The sequence below is a fragment of the Roseateles sp. GW821-FHT09G09 genome (genome assembly GCF_059415965.1).
Window position 1 is genome coordinate 343,162 of sequence record NZ_JBWKOG010000007.1, and the last position, 16,749, is coordinate 359,910.

General features: G+C 67.5%; 20 protein-coding genes and 1 other RNA gene. 6 read left to right on the top strand and 15 right to left on the bottom strand.

The window, feature by feature from the left end; genetic code table 11:
- Positions 1-8: 8 nt before the first annotated feature.
- The 3 genes from lolA to AC07O8_RS20395 are packed head-to-tail and all read left to right on the top strand — an operon-like array spanning position 9 to position 3,041.
- Entirely contained in the window at positions 9-629 is a 621-nt protein-coding gene (lolA, locus tag AC07O8_RS20385; RefSeq protein WP_495049765.1) for an outer membrane lipoprotein periplasmic chaperone LolA, read from the top strand.
- A 21-nt stretch (positions 630-650) separates the two neighbouring features.
- Positions 651-2,054 carry a replication-associated recombination protein A gene (locus AC07O8_RS20390; protein ID WP_495049766.1) on the top strand — a complete coding sequence of 468 codons (1,404 nt, stop codon included), beginning with the start codon at positions 651-653 and terminating at the stop codon, positions 2,052-2,054.
- A gap of 3 nt (positions 2,055-2,057) precedes the next feature.
- The gene (locus AC07O8_RS20395) at positions 2,058-3,041 is read left to right on the top strand and encodes an amino acid ABC transporter substrate-binding protein (protein WP_495049767.1); all 984 of its coding nucleotides are present in this window, start codon (positions 2,058-2,060) and stop codon (positions 3,039-3,041) included.
- On the opposite strand, the gene AC07O8_RS20400 is transcribed toward AC07O8_RS20395, so the two are convergent.
- Entirely contained in the window at positions 2,956-3,999 is a 1,044-nt protein-coding gene (locus AC07O8_RS20400) for a LysR family transcriptional regulator (RefSeq protein WP_495049768.1), read from the bottom strand. The genes AC07O8_RS20395 and AC07O8_RS20400 overlap by 86 nt on opposite strands.
- Positions 4,000-4,099: 100 nt before the next feature.
- Here AC07O8_RS20400 and sugE point away from each other — a divergent pair, with 100 nt between their 5' ends.
- Positions 4,100-4,420, top strand: a complete 321-nt coding sequence (sugE, locus tag AC07O8_RS20405; RefSeq protein WP_088407527.1) for a quaternary ammonium compound efflux SMR transporter SugE — start codon at positions 4,100-4,102, stop codon at positions 4,418-4,420.
- Positions 4,421-4,469: 49 nt separating this feature from the next.
- Here the strand turns inward: sugE and AC07O8_RS20410 are convergent, their stop codons facing one another.
- Positions 4,470-5,603 carry a hypothetical protein gene (locus AC07O8_RS20410; protein ID WP_495049769.1) on the bottom strand — a complete coding sequence of 378 codons (1,134 nt, stop codon included), beginning with the start codon at positions 5,601-5,603 and terminating at the stop codon, positions 4,470-4,472.
- Positions 5,604-5,674: 71 nt separating this feature from the next.
- On the opposite strand from AC07O8_RS20410, the gene AC07O8_RS20415 reads away from it, so the two are divergent.
- Positions 5,675-5,995: a hypothetical protein gene (locus tag AC07O8_RS20415; RefSeq protein ID WP_495049770.1), complete on the top strand. Its 321-nt coding sequence runs from the start codon at positions 5,675-5,677 to the stop codon at positions 5,993-5,995.
- On the opposite strand, the gene AC07O8_RS20420 is transcribed toward AC07O8_RS20415, so the two are convergent.
- The 5 genes from AC07O8_RS20420 to rpsU all read right to left on the bottom strand — a co-directional run bounded on the left by AC07O8_RS20420 (position 5,992) and on the right by rpsU (position 9,622).
- Positions 5,992-7,521 carry a TRAP transporter large permease gene (locus tag AC07O8_RS20420; RefSeq protein WP_495049859.1) on the bottom strand — a complete coding sequence of 510 codons (1,530 nt, stop codon included), beginning with the start codon at positions 7,519-7,521 and terminating at the stop codon, positions 5,992-5,994. The genes AC07O8_RS20415 and AC07O8_RS20420 overlap by 4 nt on opposite strands.
- Complete coding sequence (locus AC07O8_RS20425) at positions 7,521-8,129, bottom strand: TRAP transporter small permease subunit (RefSeq protein ID WP_495049771.1); 609 nt, start codon at positions 8,127-8,129, stop codon at positions 7,521-7,523. The genes AC07O8_RS20420 and AC07O8_RS20425 overlap by 1 nt, the downstream gene beginning before the upstream one ends.
- A gap of 278 nt (positions 8,130-8,407) precedes the next feature.
- Positions 8,408-8,749, bottom strand: a complete 342-nt coding sequence (locus tag AC07O8_RS20430; RefSeq protein ID WP_297530080.1) for a protein tyrosine phosphatase family protein — start codon at positions 8,747-8,749, stop codon at positions 8,408-8,410.
- Positions 8,750-8,787: 38 nt separating this feature from the next.
- A complete protein-coding gene (locus AC07O8_RS20435) occupies positions 8,788-9,234 on the bottom strand; it encodes a GatB/YqeY domain-containing protein (RefSeq protein ID WP_495049772.1) in 447 nt (148 codons plus the stop codon).
- Between the two features lie 175 nt (positions 9,235-9,409).
- Entirely contained in the window at positions 9,410-9,622 is a 213-nt protein-coding gene (gene rpsU, locus AC07O8_RS20440) for a 30S ribosomal protein S21 (protein ID WP_012346814.1), read from the bottom strand.
- A gap of 459 nt (positions 9,623-10,081) precedes the next feature.
- Between rpsU and AC07O8_RS20445 the strand changes: the two genes are divergently transcribed.
- Positions 10,082-11,101: a GGDEF domain-containing protein gene (locus AC07O8_RS20445; protein WP_495049773.1), complete on the top strand. Its 1,020-nt coding sequence runs from the start codon at positions 10,082-10,084 to the stop codon at positions 11,099-11,101.
- A gap of 46 nt (positions 11,102-11,147) precedes the next feature.
- On the opposite strand, the gene AC07O8_RS20450 is transcribed toward AC07O8_RS20445, so the two are convergent.
- The 8 genes from AC07O8_RS20450 to AC07O8_RS20485 form a co-directional block, all read right to left on the bottom strand.
- Positions 11,148-11,585: an EVE domain-containing protein gene (locus tag AC07O8_RS20450; protein ID WP_495049860.1), complete on the bottom strand. Its 438-nt coding sequence runs from the start codon at positions 11,583-11,585 to the stop codon at positions 11,148-11,150.
- Positions 11,586-11,708: 123 nt separating this feature from the next.
- Positions 11,709-11,889: non-coding RNA, 6S RNA (gene ssrS, locus AC07O8_RS20455), on the bottom strand.
- A gap of 29 nt (positions 11,890-11,918) precedes the next feature.
- Positions 11,919-12,263, bottom strand: a complete 345-nt coding sequence (locus AC07O8_RS20460) for a cell division protein ZapA (RefSeq protein WP_495049774.1) — start codon at positions 12,261-12,263, stop codon at positions 11,919-11,921.
- The gene (locus tag AC07O8_RS20465; RefSeq protein WP_297530076.1) at positions 12,260-12,517 is read right to left on the bottom strand and encodes a cell division protein ZapB; all 258 of its coding nucleotides are present in this window, start codon (positions 12,515-12,517) and stop codon (positions 12,260-12,262) included. Before AC07O8_RS20465 ends, AC07O8_RS20460 begins: the two co-directional genes overlap by 4 nt.
- Positions 12,518-12,564: 47 nt before the next feature.
- Entirely contained in the window at positions 12,565-13,203 is a 639-nt protein-coding gene (gene nth / locus AC07O8_RS20470; protein WP_495049775.1) for an endonuclease III, read from the bottom strand.
- A 20-nt stretch (positions 13,204-13,223) separates the two neighbouring features.
- On the bottom strand, positions 13,224-13,922 hold the full coding sequence (gene rsxB / locus AC07O8_RS20475) for an electron transport complex subunit RsxB (protein WP_495049776.1): 699 nt from the start codon (positions 13,920-13,922) through the stop codon (positions 13,224-13,226).
- Positions 13,919-15,241: a polyhydroxyalkanoate depolymerase gene (locus tag AC07O8_RS20480; protein ID WP_495049777.1), complete on the bottom strand. Its 1,323-nt coding sequence runs from the start codon at positions 15,239-15,241 to the stop codon at positions 13,919-13,921. Before AC07O8_RS20480 ends, rsxB begins: the two co-directional genes overlap by 4 nt.
- A 249-nt stretch (positions 15,242-15,490) precedes the next feature.
- Positions 15,491-16,693: an amino acid aminotransferase gene (locus AC07O8_RS20485; RefSeq protein WP_495049778.1), complete on the bottom strand. Its 1,203-nt coding sequence runs from the start codon at positions 16,691-16,693 to the stop codon at positions 15,491-15,493.
- Positions 16,694-16,749 lie beyond the last annotated feature (56 nt).

Below are 16,749 nucleotides of genomic sequence, written 5' to 3' on the forward strand. Positions count from 1 at the left end.
CCTTTTCCATGTTCCGTACCCTGACCCGAGGCGTCGCGGCGATCGCCGTCTGCTTCACGACCCTGGCTCATGCCGACGGCGCGAGCGCGCTGCAACAGTTCGTCAGCGAAGTGAAGAGCGGTCGCGCGACCTTCACGCAGACCGTCACCGCGCCGGACGGCAAGCGCAAGAAGACGACCACCGGCACCTTCGAGTTCCAGCGTCCCAACCAGTTCCGCTTCGCTTACGCGAAGCCGGCCGAGCAGTTGATCGTGGCCGACGGCAAGGAAGTGTGGATCTACGACCCGGACCTGCAGCAGGCCAGCGTCCGCAACATGGACCAGGCGCTGGGCGCGACGCCGGTGTCGCTGCTCGCGGGCGGGGACCTGTCGAAGGACTTCAGCTTGAAGTCCCTGCCTGCGGCCAACGGCCTGGACTGGGTGCAGGCCACGCCCAAGCGCAACGACAGCAGCCTGCAGAGCCTGAAGCTCGGCTTCAAGGGACGCGAGCTGGCGGCGCTCGAGATCGTCGACGGCTTCGGACAGCGGTCGGTGATGCAGTTCAGCGCGATCGAGCCCAACGCCAAGGTGTCGGCCGACCGCTTCCGCTTCACGCCGCCGCCCGGCACGGACATCGCGCGCCAGCCCTGAGCGGCGCCTGAGTCTGCATCGATGAGCAACGCGTCGCTCTTTCCGGACGAGTTCGGGTCCGTTCCCGGCGGAACGCCCTCTGCGGCAGCGCCGAGCAAGCATGCGCCGCTGCCTGAGCGGCTGCGTCCGCGCAAGCTCGACGAGGTCGTCGGTCAGCGCCACCTGCTGGGCGAGGGCATGCCGCTGCGGGTCGCGCTCGAGAGCGGTCGTCCCCACTCGATGATCCTGTGGGGGCCGCCCGGCGTCGGCAAGACGACACTGGCGCGCCTGATGACCCAGCATTTCGATGCGCAGTTCATCGCCATCTCGGCGGTGCTGGGCGGCGTCAAGGACATCCGCGAGGCGGTCGATCGCGCGCAGGTCGCGGCGGGGCAGGGCCGGCGCACGATCGTGTTCGTCGACGAGGTCCACCGCTTCAACAAGGCGCAGCAGGACGCCTTCCTGCCGCACGTCGAGTCGGGCCTGTTCAGCTTCATCGGGGCGACGACCGAGAACCCGTCGTTCGAGGTGAACTCGGCGCTGCTGTCGCGGGCGACGGTGCACGTGCTGAAGTCGCTCGACGAGCAGGACATGCGCGAGTTGCTGGCGCGCGGGCAGGAGGCGCTCGGCGCGCCGCCCGTGAGCGAGGCGGCCACGCTGCGGCTGATCGGTTATGCCGACGGCGATGCGCGGCGCCTGTTGAACACGCTGGAGACGGTGGCGCAGCTGACGCCGCCCGCCACGACCGAGATCGACGAGGCGCTGCTGGAGCGCACGCTCGGCGAGCAGCTGCGGCGCTACGACAAGGGCGGGGACCAGTTCTACGACGTGATCTCGGCGCTGCACAAGTCCGTGCGCGGCTCGAATCCCGATGGGGCGCTGTACTGGCTGGTGCGGATGCTCGATGGCGGCGTCGACGCGCGCTACATCACGCGACGGCTGATCCGCATGGCGAGCGAGGACATCGGCAACGCCGATCCCCGCGCGCTGCGGATCTGCCTGGACGCCGCGGAGACCTACGAGCGTCTCGGTTCGCCGGAAGGCGAGCTCACGCTGGCGCAGGCCGTGGTCTACCTGGCGATCGCGCCGAAGTCGAACGCCGTCTACAACGCCTACAACCAGGTGCGCGCGCTGATCAAGCAGGACAGCTCGCGGCCGGTGCCGGTGCACCTGCGCAACGCGCCGACGCGCCTCATGAAGGAACTCGGCTACGGCAAGGCCTACCGCTATGCACATGACTTCCCCGGCGCGTATGTGGCCGGCGAACAGTACCTGCCGGACGGGCTGGAGGACCATCGCTTCTACGAACCCGTGCCGCGCGGCCTGGAGATCAAGATCGGCGCGCGCCTCGACGAATTGAGGCGGCTCGATGCCGGCGCGCTCGGGCAGGACGATGCCGGCGCGCACGGAGGGACCGCCGGCATCGCCGACGACAGCGAGGCCTGATCGATGGGCACGTGGATCCCCGGCGTCGCGGCGGCGTTGATCCTGGCGCTTGCGGCGACGGCCGGCGCGCTGTCCGCGGTCGCCGCGCCGGCCAAGCCGGGGCTCGCCGCGCCGGCGGCGTCACGCCCCGCGCAACCGCCGGAAGGCCCGACGCTGACGCGCATCCGCGAGACCGGGGTCGTCGTCATCGGTTATCGGCCGGCTTCCGCGCCGTTCTCGTACCTCGACGCCCAGCTGCGACCGACGGGATACTCCGTCGAGCTGTGCGAGCGCGTGATCGCCTCGCTGCGCGTGAAGCTCAAGCTGCCGGACCTGGAAGTGCGACGCGTCGCGGTCGGCTCGGCCACGCGCATCCCCATGGTCAGCAACGGCACCTTGGACATGGAATGCGGCATCACGACCAACACCGCCGAGCGTGCGCGCAGCCAGGCGTTCTCGGTGACGATCTTCGTGGCCGAGACCAAGCTCATGACGCGCCACGGCGAGAAGGTGCAGAGTCTGGCCGACCTGCGCGGCCGCCCAGTGGTGAGCACCATCGGCACGACCAGCATCCAGCACCTGGCCAAGGTCAGCGAGCAGCAGGGGCTGAACATCCGCATCGTCGCCGGGCTGGACGATCCGGATGCGTTCCAGCTGTTGCGCAGCGGCCGTGCCGACGCGTTCATGATGGACGACGTCATCATCCGCGCCCTCCTGGCGCAGCAGGGGGCGGCGGTCTCGGCGGACGACTACGTGATCTCCGATCGCGCGCTGACGGTGGAGCCTTATGCGATCGGGCTCAACCGCGACGATCCGATGTTCAAGACGATGGTCGACGACGTGCTGATCGGCCTGTATCGCAGCGGCGAGATCCACGCGATCTACAAGCGCTGGTTCGAGTCCCCGCTGCCTCCGACGGGCATCAACCTGAAGCTGCCGATGAACGCCGCTTTCCGGCGCGTGGTCGCGCAGCCGACGGACTCGCCGGATCCGGAGCGTTACCGCTGAGCGACGGGCTGGCCTTCGCGCCGCTTGTCGTGCCAGCCACCGCGCGATCGCCGGCGATCGCGCCGGAGCAGCCCTCGCGACCGTTCAGCAGTGCCACGAAACGCCGCGCGGCGAGACCCAGCGGCCGCGTCTGGGTCCAGACGACGTCGACGTAGAGCTGCAGCGCCGTCGTGAAGTTGCCGGCGGGGATCTGCACCAGTTCCCCGGAGGCCAGCGCCGCGCGCACGAACCCGGAGGGCAGCCATGCCCATCCAAGTCCCGCAGACACCATCCGCAGCGCCGCCACCGGGCTGTCGGTGCGCCACCGCACACGCGAGACGGCAATGCGTTTGTCGACGTCGCAGGCGTCGCGCCCGGCGACCAGGATCTGGCGTTCGGCGATGAGCTGCTCGTCGCGAAGCGCCGGCGCATCCCGTGCGAGCATCGGATGCGAAGCCGCCGCAACGGCGATCAGCGTTTCGCGCGCCACTTCCTGGAACTGCTCCGAGGGGTCCAATCCTTGGCGTTCGAAGACCAGGGCCAGTTGCGCGCGGCCCGACTTCAGCATCGCCAGCGCGTCCGCCTGCGGCGCGGTCAGCACCTCGACGTCCAGCAGCGGGAACTCCGCGGACAGTGTCGTCAGTGCGTCGCTCCACGGCGTCGCGGCGACGAGTTCGGGCACGACCGCGATCGTCAGCGAGGGCTCCAGCCCCTGGGTCATCGACAGCGCGTGGCGGTTGAGCTGGCCGAGTTGCTCGGCCAGCCGGCGCGCCTGAGGCACCAATGCGAGCGCCTGCGCGGTGGGGACGGGCTCCCGGCCAACGCGGTCGAAGAGGGCGAGGTCGAGCTGCGCTTCGAGGTTGGCGATCGTCATGCTGACGGCCGAGGGCACGCGCCCCAGCACGCGCGCGGCGGCGGAAAACGAGCCGTGATCGATCGCGGCGAGGAAGACGCGGAGATTGTCGAGGTCGAAGGCCATGGCACGGTTGACGATCTGTCAGTGGAACTGATGAATGCTGACTTTAACTATCAGCGCAGCCAACATAAATTCGCCTCCATCCACTTTCAAGGAGATGGCGATGGTGTGGGGTGTGTTGTTTCTGGCCGGGCTGTTCGAGATCGGCTGGGCCGTCGGCCTGAAGTACACGGACGGCTTCACCCGGCTGTGGCCGACGGTTGGCACCGTGGCGGCGATGGTGACGAGCGTCGTGCTGCTGGGCTGGGCGTTGAAGCACCTGCCGGTGGGAACGGCCTACGCGGTGTGGACGGGCATCGGCGCCGTCGGCACCGCGATCGCGGGCATCGTGCTGCTGGGCGAATCGGCGTCGCTGGCGCGCCTGGCGTGCATCGGCCTGATCGCTGTGGGCATCATCGGCTTGAAGATGTTCTCGTCGCAGTGAGCCGGCCGTCCGCGGCGCCCTTGGGCGTCCGCAGACGCGGGACCGGTGGTCAGCGGAAGGTCTTGAGCGCCTGCTGGCCCGCCGGCGTCAGGTAGGGCCAGATGGCGTCGATCGGCAGCGCCACGTCCTCGGCGCACGGCGTCATCGCGTACGAGGCCTGCGTGTGGAAGACGAGCTGCTTCGTTTCCGGGTGGATCGAGCTGCCCATCCAGGACACTTCATCGCGGCATTCGGCGTCCTCGCCGTTGCCGCCGCCGTCGGCATAAGCCTTCACGAGCAGCTTGCCGAGCCGGGAGTCCTTGGGGATCTCTTTGCGCAACTCGGGCTTCAGCCATGAGGCGACGTCCGCCTCCGCCCCGGTGTCCAGGCGATACGTGGTGACGCTGCTGCCGTGCCACGGGTGAGCGCCGCCGCAGTAGCCCTCGTTCCAGGTGTCGACGACGACGAAGGCAGCGTTCCAGGCGACCACCTTCTGTGTCTGCGAGGACTCGTAGCCGGCCTCGGGGCCGCGCTCGCGCCGGCCTTGCGCCAGGCAGTCGATGTGGTCGAGGACTGCGTCCGCGGCCTTGTCCCACAACGTGGCGTTCAGCGTCGAGATGGCCGGCGTCGTGCCGACCAGGCGGACGCCGACCTGCGTGGTGTCAGGTGTTGCGTCTCTGGAGCCCGTGCCGCCTCCTGGCAGGGGCAAGGTCAGCGCCTCGTAGCGGCGACCTCCGATCTGGGTGGCCTTCGCGGAGATCGGCTTGAGCGCGGCCTTGCGGGTCGCGTTGTAGTCGCGCTCCTGGATCGCCACGGCGGCGATCGGCAGCGTCTTCGTGCCGTCGACGGAGCGCCACTCGCCGCTCAGCGTGCGGGCATCGCAACTGAGCTTCAGCCGGCCCGTCTGCTTGTCCCTGGCGTCGCGCTCCTGCCACTCGCCGCTCTTGGCGTCGCGCACCAGCGTGAGGTCGCCGAGCGCGCCGCGGTAGTAGTAGCGGCCGACGGCGGGGCGCTCGCCCTCGGCGGGATTGAGTTCCATCGATACCGGCGTGGTGCCCAGCGTGCCGCGCCATGCGCCCTTGTCGCAGGCCTCGGCGGCCTGCGCTGCCAACGGGCTGAGCACCGCCGCCATCGCCAGCGTGATCAACGCGTGAAGGCGGGTGGCAGGGATGGATCGGAAGAGGGCGGAGGGACGTGCGCGCATGACGCCGACTGTAGCGACGGCAGGGCATGGCACTTGCCGACGAAGGTCATCGAGACTTTCTGGAGACTGCCATGCCTGACTTCGACAAGCCCCGCGACAAGGCCTACGACCACGAGCAGGAGGCCACCTACTGGCGCGACAACTACGCCAAGCGGCCCTACATCCAACAAGGCGACACGCACGACGACTTCGGTCCCGCGTATGCCTACGGGGTCGATGCGTTTGCCCGTTATCCCGATCGCGACTTCGAGGACTTCGAAGCCGAACTGCACCGCGACTGGGGCAACCAGCGCCAGGGCTCCTCGCTGGAATGGGCGAGGGCCAAGCCCGCGGTGAAGGACGCCTGGGATCGCATCAAGGAGGCGTCGAACATGCCGCCGTCGACACGCTAGGGCGCGCCTTCCGAGGCTGCGGAGGCCGGCGACGACGCCGCCTCCGCCGGCAGCCCGAACAGCGCGTTCGTGTCCGCGTTGGGGTCGGTGCGCTCGGCTTGTCCGGCATCGATGCCCTGCAGCATCTCCGTGGCCTTGTCCATGTCGACCGCTTCCGTCTTGTCGAGGAAGGCGGTCACCGTGACCGGGAAGAAGATGACGATGGCCACGAGGATCAGCTGCATCACCACCCAGGGGATGGAGCCGAGGTAGATGTCGCTCGAGAGCACGCGCCTGGGCAAGGCGCCGTTCTTGAAGAGCGTGTCCGAGATCCCTCGCAGGTAGAAGAGCGCGAACCCGAACGGCGGGTGCATGAAGCTGGTCTGCATGTTCACGCAGAGCATCACGCCGAACCACACCAGGTCGATGCCCATCTTGTCGGCCACCGGGCCGAGCAGGGGCAGGATGATGAAGGCGATCTCGAAGAAGTCGAGGAAGAACGCCAGGAAGAAGATGAACAGGTTGACGACGATCAGGAAGCCGATCTGACCGCCGGGCAGGTTCGAGAGCAGGTGCTCGATCCACTTGCCGCCTTCGACGCCCTGGAACACCAGCGAAAAGGTCCGCGAGCCGATCAGGATGAACACCACCATCGCGGTGATGCGCATCGTGCCGATCATGGCGTCCTTGACCACGGGCCAGTTCAGCCGCCGGTGCGACGCCGCCAGGATGAACGCGCCGACCGCGCCCATCGCGCCGGCCTCGGTTGGCGTGCAGACCGCCGTGTCGATGCCGGGCAATCCGCCCATCGAGCCCAGCACGGCGAAGATCAGGATCGCCGACGGGATGATCCCGCGCAGGCACTTCTTCCACAGCGCCCAGCCGTTGAGGGTGCGCGCCTCCTTGGGCACACCGGGCACATGTTCCGGCCGGATGCGCGACACCAGGAAGGTGTACAGCGCGAAGATCAGGACCTGCAGGATGGACGGCCCCCATGCGCCCTTGTACATGTCGCCGACGGGCTTGCCGAGCTGGTCCGCCAGCACCACCAGCACCAGCGACGGCGGCACCAGTTGCGTGATCGTTCCCGAGGCCGCCAGCACGCCGGTGGCGTAGCGCATGTTGTAGCCGTAGCGCATCATGACCGGCAGCGAGATCATCGCCATCGCGATCACCTGGCCCGCGACCGTGCCGGTGATCGCGCCCAGGATGAAGCCGACGATGATCACCGAGTAGCCCAAGCCGCCGCGCACCGGGCCGAAGAGCTGGCCCATCGAATCGAGCATGTCCTCGGCGAGTCCGCATTTCTCCAGCAACGCGCCCATCAGCGTGAAGAAGGGGATCGCGAGCAGCAGGTCGTTGGACAGGATGCCGAAGACGTTCTGCGGCAGCGCCGACATGAACGAGGGCGGGAACCAGCCCTGGCTCACCGCGAAGAAGCCGCAGGCCAGGCCCAGCGCTGCCAGCGAGAACGCCACGGGGAAGCCGATCAGCATGATGATGATCAGCCCCGCGAACATCAGCGGGGGAAACTGCTCCATCGTGATCATTGCAGCGGCCTCTCGTAGTGCGTGTCCATCTCGACGAGATGCGACAGGTAGCCGATGCGCTTGATCACCTCGGAAATCCCTTGCAGGAACACCAGCGCGAAGCCGACCGGCAGCGTCAGCGCGGCCGGCCAGCGGATCAGGCCGCCGGCGTTGCCCGACACCTCGCCGCTGGTGAACAGCTTCCATGCGTAGCCGCCGTGGCCGAGCGCGGCGACGGTGTCTTCCGCGCGCATGCCGGTGGTCAGCTTCACCATGAAGAAGTCCCACGACAGCCAGCCCGCATACCCCATCACGGGGAGCAGGAACACGATGAGTCCGAACAGGTCGACGTACACCTTGCCGTGGCCGCGCAGGCGCGTGTAGAGGATGTCGACGCGGACATGCTCATTGAGTCGCAGCACCTGCGCCGCGCCGCCCATCACGCAGGCAGCGAACAGGTACCACTGGATCTCAAGGAAGGCGTTGGAGCTGATGTCCAGCCCGTAGCGGATCACCGCGTTCGCGGCGCTGATCAAGCACGACAGCAGGACAGCCCAGGCGGCAAGCGTGCCGAACCGGTCCGTCAGCCAGTCGATGCCCTTGGCAAGTGCAAGCAGGGCTTTCATCGACAAGTCCAGGTCTCCATCTCGAACCCCGACGGGAGGGCTCTCGGTTCTTGTGTGTAGACGTGGACTGTAGCCAGAGGGGGCTGTCGGGAAGCTGAATTCGGGAGGGGCTGCGGGAAAGCCCCGACGTGCTGCGGATGGAGCGCCGATCGAGGCAACCGGGGGCCCTTTCCTCCATCTCCCTCCTTTGCTTGCCTCCCGGCAAGCAAATTCCCTCCCTAAGTCCGGAAAGGGCCCCCGGTCGCCTCGATCCGAGGCACCGAGGGGCACGCTTCGGATCAGAGTTGGGTGGCGGCGGCGAAGAGGCGCGTGGAACGCGCACCGGAGCGGCAGAACGCCAGCACCGGCTTCGGCACGTCGTCGAGCAGCGCGCGCATCGCGGCGATCTCTTCCGGCGATTGGTAGCCGCCTTGCACCGGCAGGTGGTGATAGGTCAGCCCTGCGGCTTCGGCCGCGGCGCGGATCTGCTCGCTCGTCGGTTGATCGGGGCCGTGCTCGAAATCGGGACGGTTGTTGATCACCGACTTGAAGCCGGCTTCGGCCAGCGCAGCCATCGCCTCGGGCGTCAGCTGCGGCGCGACGCAGAAATCGGGCGTCAATTGTTGGACGGTCAGTTCCATCGCGTGCTCCTGTCGTTGAATCGAAGCGAGGAGGGCGCTCAGCCCGCCAGCGCAGCCTTCACCGCCGCCGAGACCAGACCCATGTCGGCCTTGCCCGCCAGCTTGCCCTTCACGGCGCCCATCACCTTGCCCATGTCGGCCGGACCCTTGGCGCCCAGCTCGGTCACGATGGCGGCGACTTCGGCCTTGATCTCAGCTTCGCTCAGGCGCTGGGGCAGGTAGACCTCCAGCACCTTCAGCTCGGCGGATTCCTTGTCGGCCAGGTCCATGCGGCCCGCGGCCGTGAACTGGCTGATCGAATCCTTGCGCTGCTTGATCAGCTTGTCGACGATGCCCACCAGCATCACGTCGTCCACCTCGACGCGCTCATCCACTTCCTTCTGCTTCACCGCAGCCAGCAGCAGGCGGATGGTGCCCAGGCGTTCACTGTCCTTGGCGCGCATCGCCGTCTTCATGTCTTCGGTGATCTGTTCCTTCAGGCTCATGAGGGCTCCTTGATTCGTGGTCTCGAGGGAGATGTGGGAGAGGTGAGAGATGTCGTAATGTCGCGCAGAAACAGAAAAGCCCGCGGCAGCGTCCTGCGCGGGCTTTCTGTGCTGTTCCGGCGGTGGGGATCGTCAGTGGACGGGTCCCCGGTGCCGAAGCGGTCCGATCAGGCGATCAGTACAGCTTCTTGGGCAGCTGCATGCTGCGCACGCGCTTGTAGTGACGCTTGACGGCAGCCGCCTTCTTGCGCTTGCGCTCGGCAGTCGGCTTCTCGTAGAACTCGCGGGCGCGCAGCTCGGTGAGCAGGCCCAGCTTTTCAATCGTGCGCTTGAAGCGGCGCAGGGCCACGTCGAACGGCTCGTTTTCTTTGACGCGAATGGTGGTCATGAAATTCCTTCAAATAGCGCTCGGTGTTCGCGAGGAAGGGCTTGCCTTCGAAGCGGAGTATCCGGATTCCACTTCCGAATCGACGCGCAGGGTTTGCCAGCAAAACGAGGATTCTAGCCTTATTTTTGACCGTTCGCCATCTGCCGGCGCGCATCGGCGCTGCGCAAGACGCAACGCTTCCTGCCGGGAGGCGTGTCCCCTGTGAAGGTCCCATGGCGCCGCGGCAGGCGGGCGTGACATTTTCACGCCTTGTCCCCGTCCGAGCGCAGGCCCGCCTCCCTGGGCGAAGTGCATCGCCTTCGGCCCGACCCGGGGCAAGCTAGGATGCCGGACCCCAAGCTTAGGGGGAGTGGCGCCTCTGTACTGCCGACGGCACTTGCCCCGGCAACGGACGCCCAACTACATTCGATCCACCACCATTCGACCGCGAGGGGCCTCCCCCCTGGCCCGGCCTGACCCATGGACTTACAAGCCGCCGCGACGCCCGCGCCTGCCAGTTTCGATGCCTGGCTGGAGTCGTCGGGAACGTCCCAGACGCCCGTCGCGGCCGGCTTGCTCAGCCTGCTGGAGCCGACGGGTGCCTGTCTGACCGTGAAGTCGATGGCCACCGGACGTTACGTCTTCGCCAGCCCCGGCATGAGCGAACTCTTCGGCCGCCTCGAGGCCGGCATCGTCGGCGCCACCGATGCGGAACTCATGCGCGGCGACGAGGTGCAGGCGATGCGCCGCTCCGAACAGGCGACGCTGGCGCAGCGCGGCGTGGTGAGTTCGGAACACCGCCTGGAGATCGGCGGACGCCGCCGCGAGTTCATGGTCATGCGCGTGCCGCTCGGCGCGGAACACGTGATGGCGCTGTGGAGCGACAAGACCGAGGAGCGCCATCGCGAGACGCACCTGCAGCGCGCGCTGCAGCAGCTCGAGCAGCAGCAGAAGTCGCTCGAGCAGATGCGCCGCGAGCTGCAGCAGGGCAGCGGACGCGACGAGGTCTCCGGCCTCTACATGCGGGCGCAGTTCGATGACCAGCTGCTGCGGGAGATCGATCTCTCCACCCGTGAACACCGCGAGTTCACGCTGGTGCTGATCGCGCTGGATCCGGTGTCGCCGGAGGCCGGCCTGGGTGAAGAGGCCCGCCAGCGCCTGCTCGAGGGCCTGGGGCGCATGCTGCGCGCGAATACCCGCGCGATGGACGCGGCCTGCCGCATCGGCGACGACCTGTTCGCCGTGCTGCTGTCGGGTGTCGGTCTTGCGACGGCGCATGCGCGCATGGAGCAGCTTCGTCGCCAGTGCCATTCACAGATCGTCGTTTTGCACGGGCAGGACATCGGCCTGTCGCTGTCGATGGGCGTCGCGAGCTTCCCGCATACCGCCTCTCGCCAGGAAGAACTGCTGGGCGCCGCCGAGATGGCGGTCAAGGAAGCCCAGCGCCGCGGCGGCAATCAGGTCGTGCTGGCGTCGATCCCGTTCGGGATGGGCGGCTGACGCCGCGGCGGGGCTTCGCTTCGCGTTCGCCCGTCGCGTCCGCCCTTCAGGCGAGCAGCTTCTGGAGGTGTCGCCACTCCGCCGGCGTCACCGGCGTGATCGACAGCCGGTTGCCCGGCTGCAGCGTGCGCATGTCGGCGAGCGCCGGATCGCGCTTCATCTCCGCCAGGCTCAGCAAGCGCGTCTTGCGCACGAAGCGCACGTCGACGTGCTGCCAGCGCGGTTCCTCGCGCTTGGACTTCGGATCGAAGTAGGGGCTCGCGGCATCGAACTGGGTCTCGTCCGGATACGCGGTGCTGCTGACCTCCGCGAAACCGGCGATGCCGGGCTCCGGACATGAGGAGTGATAGAACAGCACGCCATCGCCGATGCGCATCTGGTCGCGCATGAAATTGCGGGCCTGATAGTTGCGGACCCCGGTCCACGGGAGCTCTCCGGCGGATTGCAGATGGTCGATCGAGGCCTCGTCCGGTTCGGACTTCATCAGCCAGTACTGCGGGCTGGCGTGCGCTGCGGTGCTCAAGGCGGAATCCTCACGACGATGACCGGCAGGGTCGACCATGAAAAAACCGCGCGTGACGATGGATCAGGCGCGGTTTCGGGAAGAGGTGTCCACGGCGAACCGTGAGCCGCATTCCTGAACCCTAGGGGTACAGGTGGGCGAGGTCAGCAGGGCTTCGGGTTCATCTGACGCGAGACGCTCACACCAGCTCTGCAATGTTCCAAGCCCTTGCTCGCGAAAGCATCGGTTCAAGGAAATATAAAACTCACGCGAACGCAGTGGACACGGTGGATTCTACGCGCCGCGGTGCCGTCATCACAGCAGTTGCCCATCTTGGACAAGGGCTTCATCGAGCCGCTTCATCAACGTTTCAAGATCGGGTAGGGGGCCGTCGGTGTCCGCGCTGCGCGCGTCACCGGCGGTTGCATTCGTTGCCTCGCCGACGCCTGCCGCTCCGGTGCCCGAATCGGTGAGCGAATAGGCGAGATTCAGCGCCGCCAGCACCGCGATCCGCTCCCGCGCCTTGATCCGGCCCGCATCGCGGATCGCGCACATTTCCTTGTCGACCCGGCCCACGGCCTTCTGCAACGCGGCTTCGCCGCCCTCGGGGCAGCCGAGCAGGTAGCTCTGGCCCATGATCGTGACTTCCATTTGCTTCATGCGCCCGTCTTTCGAGAATCGGAGGTGTCAGAGCCGTCGCCGCCGCTCTCGAGAAGATCGACCGCTTCCAGCGGCAGGCGGTCCAGCAGGGCGTCGACGCGCGCGCGGGCCGCGGCCAGTCTGGAGCGCAGGCTGTCGCGCTCCAGGGTGAGTGCCTGGACCTGTTGCTCGAGCAAGCCGTTCGTGCGTTTGAGTTCCTCGTGACGCACCAGCAGGCGCTCGACGCGGTCGACTAGGTCGTTGATGCTGGACATGGCTTCCCTGACGGATGAACGCGCAGATTGTAGAGGGCGGGGTTCGCTCAACGGGCCGCGGCCATCGGCGCGCTGTCACATTGCGCGACGACGGCGCAGCGCTCGCACAGCGGGCGTCGCGCCTGGCAGACGTAGCGTCCGTGGAGGATCAGCCAGTGGTGCGCATCGACGAGGAATTCCTCCGGCACGCGCCTGAGCAGCTGCTGCTCGACCTCGAGCACGTTCTTGCCGGGTGCGAGGCCCGTGCGGTTGCCGACGCGGAAGATGTGCGTGTCCACGGCCATCGTCGCTTCGCCGAAGGCGACGTTGAGCACCACGTTCGCCGTCTTGCGGCCAACGCCGGGCAGCGATTCGAGCGCCTCGCGGCTCTGCGGCACGGCGCCGCCGTACTGCTCGACAAGGATGCGGCAGGTCGCGTACAGGTTCTTCGCCTTGGTCTTGTAGAGCCCGATCGTCCTGATGTAGTCGGCGAGACGTTCCTCGCCGAGATCCAGGATCTTCTGCGGCGTGTTGGCGACGACGAACAACCGTCTCGTCGCCTTGTTGACGCCGACGTCGGTGGCCTGCGCGGACAGCAGCACCGCGGCGAGCAGTTCGAAGACGCTGGCGTATTCGAGCTCGGTCTGCGGCGACGGATTGGCTCGGCGGAGGATCTCGAAGAATTCGCGGACTTGCGTGGTGTTCATGGCGCGCTAAGGGGCTTCGTTCAGACGCCGCGCTTGGCGCGGGCCCGCGCCAGCGCAGCCTCGATGACGGCGCGCTTGCGATCGATCTGCGCAGCGTCGGTGAGGCGCGTTTCCTCTTCGAGAGGGTCGAGCTTGTGCTGCGCCTTGGCGTCGAGGCGCGCGTCATGCTCGCGCAGGTCGCGCGCGACGCGGATCTCATGCCAGCGGTAGCGCTCGCGGGCACGTTCGGCCTGCGGCGCGCTCCACGCCGCCCAGCCGCTGCGTCCCGGCGTCGCGTCGGTCAGGGAGATGCAATCGACCGGGCACACCGGGATGCAGAGTTCGCAACCGGTGCAGTCGGCATCGATGACGACATGCATCTGCTTGTTGGTGCCGATGATCGCGTCCACGGGGCAGGCCTTGATGCAGAGCGTGCAACCGATGCACCAGCCTTCATCGATGACGGCGAGCCGCCTGGGCCCCTCGATGCCGTTGTCCGGATTGAGGGGCAAGGCCTCGCGGGCGGTCAGCGCGGCCAGGCGGGCGATGCCCTCGGCGCCGCCGGGCGGGCACTGGTTGATCGCCGCCTCCCCCCGCGCGATCGCGTGGGCGTACGAGTGGCAGTCGGGATAGCCGCAGCGCGTGCATTGCGTCTGTGGCAGGGCCAGGTTCAGGCGTTCGACGAGATCGTCGAACGTGGCGGAGGTCGGTTCAGCGGAGGCGGAAGCGGCGGGATTCACTCGGTCGGCTTGCGCGGCCGGCGTGCCGCAGCCGGACGGGCGGCGGCACGCTTGGCCGCAGCGGGCTTGTGCAACGGGGCCGCATCGTACTTCGCAATGAAGTCGCGGATCACCGGATAGACCTTCTCGCGCCAGCGGCGGCCCGAGAAGATGCCGTAGTGGCCGGCGCCGACCGCGTCGTAATGGGCCTGGTTCTTCGCGTCGATGCCGCTGCACAGTTCGTGCGCGGCCTTGGTCTGCCCGGCGCCGGAAATGTCGTCCAGCTCGCCTTCGACCGTCAGCAGCGCCGTCTGGGTGATGTCCTGCGGACGCACCAGATCACCGCCCACCTCCCAGGTCCCGTGGACCAGCGCGAAGTCCTGGAACACCGTCTTGATCGTGTCCAGGTAGTACTCCGCCGGCATGTCCAGCACCGCGTTGTACTCGTCGTAGAAGCGGCGGTGGGCGTCGACGCTGTCGTCGTCGCCGCGCACCAGGTCCAGGAAGTAGTCGTAATGGGAGCTCAGGTGGCGGTCCGGATTCATCGCCACGAAGCCGGTGTGCTGCAGGAAGCCGGGATAGACCTCGCGGCCCGCGCCCGGGAAGTTGGTCGGAACGCGGTAGATCACGTTGTTCTCGAACCAGCTGTAGCTCTTGTTCATCGCCAGGTTGTTGACGGCCGTCGGGCTGCGACGGGCGTCGATCGGGCCCCCCATCATCGTCATCGAGCGCGGCGTGGTCTCGCCCTTGGAGGCCATCAGCGAGATCGCGGCCAGCACCGGCACGGTCGGCTGGCAGACCGAGATCACATGGCAGTCCTCGCCGACGTGGCGGATGAAGTCCTGGACGTAGTAAATGTAGTCGTCGAGGTGGAAGGCCCCGGCCCCCAGCGGCACCATGCGGGCATCGGTCCAGTCGGTGATGTAGACCTTGTGGTCCTTCAGCAGCTGCTTGACCGTGTCGCGCAGCAGCGTGCTGTGGTGGCCCGACAGCGGTGCCACGACCAGCACCGTCGGTTGCGCCTTCATCTTGGCCAGCACGGCCTGGTCGTCGGTGTAGCGCTTGAAGCGCAGCAGGCGGCAGAACGGCTGCTCCAGCGCCACCAGTTCCTGCACCGCGACGTCGACGCCGTCGACCTCGACGCTGTTGATCTCGAACTCCGGCTTCTCGTATTCCTTGGCCAGACGGTGCATCAGGTCGAGGCCCGCGGACATCCGGTGCGACAGCGGGGTATGGGCGAAGGGCGACAGCGGGTGGCTGTAGAGCTTGGCCGTGGCGCTGGCGAATTCGGAGAACGGGCTCAGCAGCGCGCGTTGGGTTTCATAAAGCTGGTAGAGCATCTGGCGAACCTCGTGAGGGGGAGTGAGGCGAAGGCTGGCACCCGTTGTGCATTGCAGCAATTCTAGGTCCCGGCTTCAGGCAGTGTGTGTCGCCAGTGCGCCGTGCAAGGCGGAAGGAGGGGCTTCGAACCCCCGCATTTCGCCATAAATGCGCAGAGCCGGCCCGCCTGCGGCGGGTCCGGCCCTGTGTTCGGAGGCCGATCGGGCGATCAGCGCATCGAAGTGTGGTGTCGGCAGGAAGATCCGCGATCAGCCCTTCTTCACGGCGGCGATCGCGGCGGCGACCGGCTTCAGGTTCTTGCTGTTCAGCGCGGCGACACAGATCCGGCCCGAGTCGACGCCGTAGACGCCGAACTCCGAGCGCAGGCGCTGCATCTGCTCGGCGGACAGGCCGCTGTAGCTGAACATGCCTTTCTGGCGGGTGACGTAGCTCAGGTCATCGGTGATGCCGGCGGCTTGGAGTTCAGTCACGAGCGCCTCTCGCATCTGCTTGATGCGCACGCGCATGCCGGCCAGTTCCTCTTCCCACTGGGCACGCAGCGTCGGGGTCGACAGCACCGTGGCCACGACCTGCGCGCCGTGCGTGGGCGGGTTCGAGTAGTTCGTGCGGATGACGATCTTGAGCTGGCTCAGGACCTTCACCGTCTCCTCGGCGGAAGCGCAGACCACGCTCAGCGCGCCGACGCGCTCGCCGTAGAGCGAGAAGCTCTTGGAGAAGCTGGTCGACACGAAGAAGTCCAGGCCGGCGGCCAGGAACTGCTGGATCACGGCGCCGTCTTCGGCGATGCCTTCGCCGAAGCCTTGATAGGCCATGTCGAGGAAGGCGACGAGCTGCTTCGCCTTGACGGTCTCGACCACCTGCGCCCATTGCGTGGGCGTCAGGTCGTAGCCGGTCGGGTTGTGGCAGCAGGCGTGCAGCACGACGACCGTGCCGGCCGGCGCGGCGTTGAGCGCCGACAGCATGCCGTCGACGTGGATGCCGCGGTTGGCGGCGTCGTAGTAGGGGTAGGTCTCGACCGCAAAACCGGCGTTGGTGAACAGCGCGCGGTGGTTTTCCCAGGACGGGTCGGAGATCAGCACCGTGGCGCCCGGGTTCAGGCGCTTGAGGAAGTCTGCGCCGATCTTCAGGCCGCCGGTGCCGCCGATGGCCTGCACGGTCGCCACGCGCTTGCTCTTGAGCACGTCGTTGTCGGCGCCGAAGACCAGGCCCTGGACCGCCAGGTCGTAGGCGGCGATGCCGTCGATGGGCAGATAACCGCGCGGCTTCGGGGCGGCCTGCATCTGCGCTTCCGCCGCGGCCACGCAGGCCAGCAGCGGCAGCTTGCCGTTGTCGTCGTAATAGACGCCGACGCCCAGGTTGACCTTGTCGGGATTCGGGTCGGCGTCGAATTGCTCGTTCAGACCCAGGATGGGGTCGCGAGGGGCCATGGCGACGGCGGCGAACAAGGACATGGAGGCTTTCCTGACAAACGGTGGAGAGGACTGCGCTACGCTGTCGCGTCCTGACG

Coding starts and splice junctions, on each gene's coding strand:
- lolA (WP_495049765.1), top strand. CDS start 9: ATGTTCCGTACCCTGACCCGAGGCGTCGCGGCGATCGCCGTCTGCTTC.
- AC07O8_RS20390 (WP_495049766.1), top strand. CDS start 651: ATGAGCAACGCGTCGCTCTTTCCGGACGAGTTCGGGTCCGTTCCCGGC.
- AC07O8_RS20395 (WP_495049767.1), top strand. CDS start 2,058: ATGGGCACGTGGATCCCCGGCGTCGCGGCGGCGTTGATCCTGGCGCTT.
- AC07O8_RS20400 (WP_495049768.1), bottom strand. CDS start 3,999: ATGGCCTTCGACCTCGACAATCTCCGCGTCTTCCTCGCCGCGATCGAT.
- sugE (WP_088407527.1), top strand. CDS start 4,100: ATGGTGTGGGGTGTGTTGTTTCTGGCCGGGCTGTTCGAGATCGGCTGG.
- AC07O8_RS20410 (WP_495049769.1), bottom strand. CDS start 5,603: ATGCGCGCACGTCCCTCCGCCCTCTTCCGATCCATCCCTGCCACCCGC.
- AC07O8_RS20415 (WP_495049770.1), top strand. CDS start 5,675: ATGCCTGACTTCGACAAGCCCCGCGACAAGGCCTACGACCACGAGCAG.
- AC07O8_RS20425 (WP_495049771.1), bottom strand. CDS start 8,129: ATGAAAGCCCTGCTTGCACTTGCCAAGGGCATCGACTGGCTGACGGAC.
- AC07O8_RS20430 (WP_297530080.1), bottom strand. CDS start 8,749: ATGGAACTGACCGTCCAACAATTGACGCCCGATTTCTGCGTCGCGCCG.
- AC07O8_RS20435 (WP_495049772.1), bottom strand. CDS start 9,234: ATGAGCCTGAAGGAACAGATCACCGAAGACATGAAGACGGCGATGCGC.
- rpsU (WP_012346814.1), bottom strand. CDS start 9,622: ATGACCACCATTCGCGTCAAAGAAAACGAGCCGTTCGACGTGGCCCTG.
- AC07O8_RS20445 (WP_495049773.1), top strand. CDS start 10,082: ATGGACTTACAAGCCGCCGCGACGCCCGCGCCTGCCAGTTTCGATGCC.
- AC07O8_RS20450 (WP_495049860.1), bottom strand. CDS start 11,585: ATGAAGTCCGAACCGGACGAGGCCTCGATCGACCATCTGCAATCCGCC.
- AC07O8_RS20460 (WP_495049774.1), bottom strand. CDS start 12,263: ATGAAGCAAATGGAAGTCACGATCATGGGCCAGAGCTACCTGCTCGGC.
- AC07O8_RS20465 (WP_297530076.1), bottom strand. CDS start 12,517: ATGTCCAGCATCAACGACCTAGTCGACCGCGTCGAGCGCCTGCTGGTG.
- nth (WP_495049775.1), bottom strand. CDS start 13,203: ATGAACACCACGCAAGTCCGCGAATTCTTCGAGATCCTCCGCCGAGCC.
- AC07O8_RS20480 (WP_495049777.1), bottom strand. CDS start 15,241: ATGCTCTACCAGCTTTATGAAACCCAACGCGCGCTGCTGAGCCCGTTC.
- AC07O8_RS20485 (WP_495049778.1), bottom strand. CDS start 16,693: ATGTCCTTGTTCGCCGCCGTCGCCATGGCCCCTCGCGACCCCATCCTG.